Here is a 4,034-nt window from a genome sequence, read left to right as displayed (position 1 = left end):
ACAACCAAGACACCGAACAGGCTCCGGTAGAAAATGATATGCCAGATGCACATGTGGGCATCGGCAAAACGTATGGCGGTGCTGAGCCCTGCGTAACAGACCGCTGCAACGAACGCGTACACCAAACCTGTCCAGGAGGATGGTGAAATGGTCATGGATCAGTTTTTGACAAACAGCTGCTGAGGAAATTCAATAAATTTCTCGCACCCGCTGTCAGTGATCAACACCGGTTCGCTGCATTCAAAGCCGTAACTGTCCAGCCAGATGCCTGGCATGAAGTGGATGGTCATACCCGGCTCTAACACCGTTTTATCACCAGGCCGCAAACTCACCGTATGTTCGCCCCAATCGGGCACATAGTTCAGACCATAGGAATAGCCGACCCGGGAGGGTTTGACCACACCGGTGTGAGCGATGGAGGCCCGCCAGCGTTCCTCGACCTCCTCGGCCGTAACGCCTGGGCCGATGAATTGCAGTGTTTCCTGCAGGCCGGTCACCACGCCAGTGGCGGTTTTAAGCAGATCGTCAGGGGGATCTCCGAGGAAAACAGTGCGTGCGAGCGGGGCGTGATAGCGGTGCCGGGCGCCGCACAGTTCCAGCAGCACCACATCGCCCGTGCTGTATTGACGGTCCGGATCATAGGTCAGGTGGGCGGTAGTGGTCCTTTCCGCCGAGGGCATGATCGGGAAAATAGCCGGCGAAGAGCCGCCGAATCCATCGGTTCCGGCAATCTGCGCCGCCGACACCTTGGCCGCCGCATCCTTTTCCCAGATACCGGGGGCAATGGCGTCGATGGCAGTCTGCATGACCTTCTCGCATATCCGCGACGCCTGGCGCATATAGGCGATCTCCGGCTCGGACTTGACGCTTTTGACCCAGTTGACCAGATTGGTGGCGTCCATCAGCGTTGCCCGGGCCAATTCCTCCTGCAGGGTGAGGTACATCCGGGCGCTGAACCAGTAGCCGTCCAGCTCCAGTCCCAGTCTTTTTTCCGCCAGCCCCTGGTCGCGCAACAGTTGGGCCACGTATCGCATGGTGTGGGTGTAGCGCGACTGCACGTATTCGTCCGGATAGCCGAATATGCATGCATCGGGCAACCAGGTGGTCAGCCGGGCACCGTTGGCGTCCTGTTGTCGACCAAACCACAACGGGCGATCGGCATCCAATGAGAGGATCACCCCCTGATGGACATAAAACGACCACCCGTCATAACCGGTCAGGTAGTTCATGTTAGCCGGATCGACCACCAGCAGCAGTTCCATGCCGCACCTGTCCATGGCCTCCCTGGTTCGTCGAATCCGCCGGTCGTACTCGCTCTGGGGGAACTTCATATTTTTCTGCAAGACCTGTTCTCCGGACATCGTCAGACGGGTGTAATCATGCAACGATGGCGCTTGGCAGAGATACTGCGATAAGGGTATGGGTTGTTGAAGGCAAGCTCAACAACCCGCGATACAATCGATCTCCACATCCAACCCAGCATCCAGTCCTTTAACGGCCATTGCAATACGGGCTGGCGGATCATGTGGGAAGAATTTCTGGTAAACCGTGTTCATCTCTTGCTTGTGCTCCCATTCAGACAGGTAAACATTGACTTTCACCACTTTTTCGAGGCCTGAACCGGCGGCCTCCAAAATATATTTGATATGGGTGAGGATACGCTCCGTTTGGGAAACTACCGAATCCTTAATCGGTTGGTGAGTTACCGGGTCGTCAGAAGTTTGTCCGGAAACGAAAACCAGATTGCCATATTTGATCGCTTGGGAATATGGACCTGGTTCTGGTGCTTTATCACTATACACAATCTCTTTTTGCATGGCTTTGCCTCCTCATTATTTTTCTTCAGCCCAATTGATATCTTTGATCACCGCATCCAAAACTTCCTCTGCCCCTTCACCGCCCATCTTTAGATACTTTTGTCTAAGTGGTTTCGCTTTTTCTCTAAAAACGGCAATCTCTTTATCCGTCAATTCAATATACTGCATGGACGGTTTGGCCTCCATAATCATTTGCTTGCGCTGTTCGTTCAATTTGGGTTCAAAATCAAAAATATATTCATTGGCCCCTTCGATGGCACTGTCTATCATTATCCGAATATTCTGTGGCAGTCCCTTAATGAACTCGTGGTTGGCGGCAAAGGTCCCGATAAACGGCAATTGATTGGCCTTAATCATAAAGTCCTGGACTTCGTAAAATTTCATCTCTTGGATGGCGAAAAAGGGCTGTGTTTCCGCATCTATCCTACCCAGTTCAAGGTCGCTGTAAATCTGCCCGTATGGTACGGTCATAACGTAGGCACCGTAAAGGCGATAGGCGGTGATGAGAAACGGAGAGGACATGACCCGAAAAGTGATGCCATCGAAATCGGCAGGTTTCCGCAAAGGTTTATTGGCCGTCCATATCTGCCAGCCCTCCTCGATAATAGAGAGGAGTTCCAGCTTATTTTTTCGATAGTATTTTCCAAGTACGTTATATGTGTTCGGCCCTTTGCGCAAAATTTTTTCGAGAAGGTTGAAATCTGTTGGAAAAAGGTAGTGTATGGAAAAGACTTGAACCTCTGGAATATAGGACCCCAGGTGACCGGGAGATTGGAAGGCGAACTGGAGATCTCCTTTTTGCAGAAGCTTCGTGATTTCACCGGAAGTGCCAAGCTCTCCATAAAAATGAATGTTGCAGCGAATTTCCCCTTTGGATTTATCCTCCATGATTTCGACAAACTTCTTGGCATACTCATGTTGCATGCTACCTTCGATCTCTTCCAGAGCCACTTGCCACAACAAATTTTGAGCCGCCACGGTTCGTCCGGTGAATCCAAAAATTAGAGCGAATACGATTAGGACCAACATGAGCTCTGTTCTTCGTTTCATGAAAAACCTCCTTCAACAGCTTGTAAGGATATAAGTCACTGCTTGCCCTCGTTGGTGAGTTTGTCCTGTATAATGCGAATATATTCATTGGAATTGATGCTGCTTCCTGAAAGCAATGTAACAACCTTCTTACCTTTCACATGGATCTTTTGGCTTAAAAGAGCTCCCACTCCAACAGCAGCGGCACCTTCTATGATCAAGTGATGCTTATCAAAAATATAAAACATACCATCTTTTATTTCCTTTTCAGAGACCAACAGGTGTTCGTCCGTGAATTTCTCCACCAACGAGAATGTGTACCGATTGTCGGAACCGATACCGCCCAAAAGCGAATCGGCTATGGAGTCTTTTTCCTCCACCTGAACGGGTTTACCGGCTTTCAGGCTTTGCAGCATGGCCGGAGACTGTTCGATGGAAATACCCACAATATGAATGCCCGGATTGATGGATTTGGCAGTCATGGCGATTCCCGATAGTAAACCGCCCCCTGAAATCGGGACGATCAACAGATCCGCATCCGGTAATTCATATAGAATTTCGAGGGCGATCGTTCCCTGGCCGGCGATAATCATCGGGTCGTCAAACGGAACCACCGGGACAAGTCCACCGGAAACAGTCAGGTCCTGATAGTTTTTTTCCGCTTCATCCTGGGAGTGACCTTTCACGGATACCTTCGCCCCCAGTTTCCTGATCGCCTCCGCCCGGTAGGGAGCGACGTGCTCCGAAAGGCATATTGTCGACGGGATACCGATTTTTCCGGCCACATAGGCCACGGCTTTGCCGTGATTGCCAGTGGAAAACGTAATCACGCCTCTTCTCTTCTCCTCATTGGTGAGACTTAGCATCTTATTGGCCGCGCCCCTGACCTTGAAGGCCCCGGTATTCTGCAAACATTCCAGCTTTAAGTAAACCGACCGCGCACCTGTTTTTTCCGCCAACTCGGTAGATGCCAACAGCGGTGTTTGAAGAATCATCGGTTTGATTCTGGCATGTGCTCGATACACATCATGCAGAGCCGGTATGTGTGTCATAAGGCACCCCAAACGAGCATCAATTCAACGCACTGCAGCAAATCCCCATGAAGTTGCGACACGGATTCGGGAGACTATCTCCGGGTAACGAATACAGATATCGGAGAACGGCGCAATACCTCCTCCGCCGGACTCC

General features: G+C 51.0%; 4 protein-coding genes. All 4 read right to left on the bottom strand.

Going from position 1 to position 4,034, the window contains the following annotated elements:
- Window positions 1-158: 158 nt before the first annotated feature.
- On the bottom strand, window positions 159-1,343 hold the full coding sequence (locus QNK41_RS14270; protein WP_319258070.1) for a Xaa-Pro peptidase family protein: 1,185 nt from the start codon (window positions 1,341-1,343) through the stop codon (window positions 159-161).
- Window positions 1,344-1,439: 96 nt separating this feature from the next.
- Complete coding sequence (locus QNK41_RS14265) at window positions 1,440-1,817, bottom strand: RidA family protein (RefSeq protein WP_319258069.1); 378 nt, start codon at window positions 1,815-1,817, stop codon at window positions 1,440-1,442.
- Window positions 1,818-1,832: 15 nt separating this feature from the next.
- Window positions 1,833-2,867: a TRAP transporter substrate-binding protein DctP gene (dctP, locus tag QNK41_RS14260; protein ID WP_319258067.1), complete on the bottom strand. Its 1,035-nt coding sequence runs from the start codon at window positions 2,865-2,867 to the stop codon at window positions 1,833-1,835.
- A gap of 35 nt (window positions 2,868-2,902) precedes the next feature.
- On the bottom strand, window positions 2,903-3,841 hold the full coding sequence (locus QNK41_RS14255; protein ID WP_319258066.1) for a pyridoxal-phosphate dependent enzyme: 939 nt from the start codon (window positions 3,839-3,841) through the stop codon (window positions 2,903-2,905).
- Window positions 3,842-4,034: the final 193 nt, after the last annotated feature.

Origin of the sequence: Desulfosarcina sp. (assembly GCF_033791525.1) — a bacterium.
Taxonomy (GTDB): domain Bacteria; phylum Desulfobacterota; class Desulfobacteria; order Desulfobacterales; family Desulfosarcinaceae; genus Desulfosarcina.
Note: the sequence above shows the minus strand (reverse complement) of the source record. Positions and strands in the feature narration are given on the sequence as shown.

What these genes read in the sequence shown, in the direction of transcription:
- dctP (WP_319258067.1), bottom strand. Translation starts at nt 2,867, where the DNA reads ATGAAACGAAGAACAGAGCTCATGTTGGTCCTAATCGTATTCGCTCTA.
- QNK41_RS14255 (WP_319258066.1), bottom strand. Translation starts at nt 3,841, where the DNA reads ATGATTCTTCAAACACCGCTGTTGGCATCTACCGAGTTGGCGGAAAAA.
- QNK41_RS14265 (WP_319258069.1), bottom strand. Translation starts at nt 1,817, where the DNA reads ATGCAAAAAGAGATTGTGTATAGTGATAAAGCACCAGAACCAGGTCCA.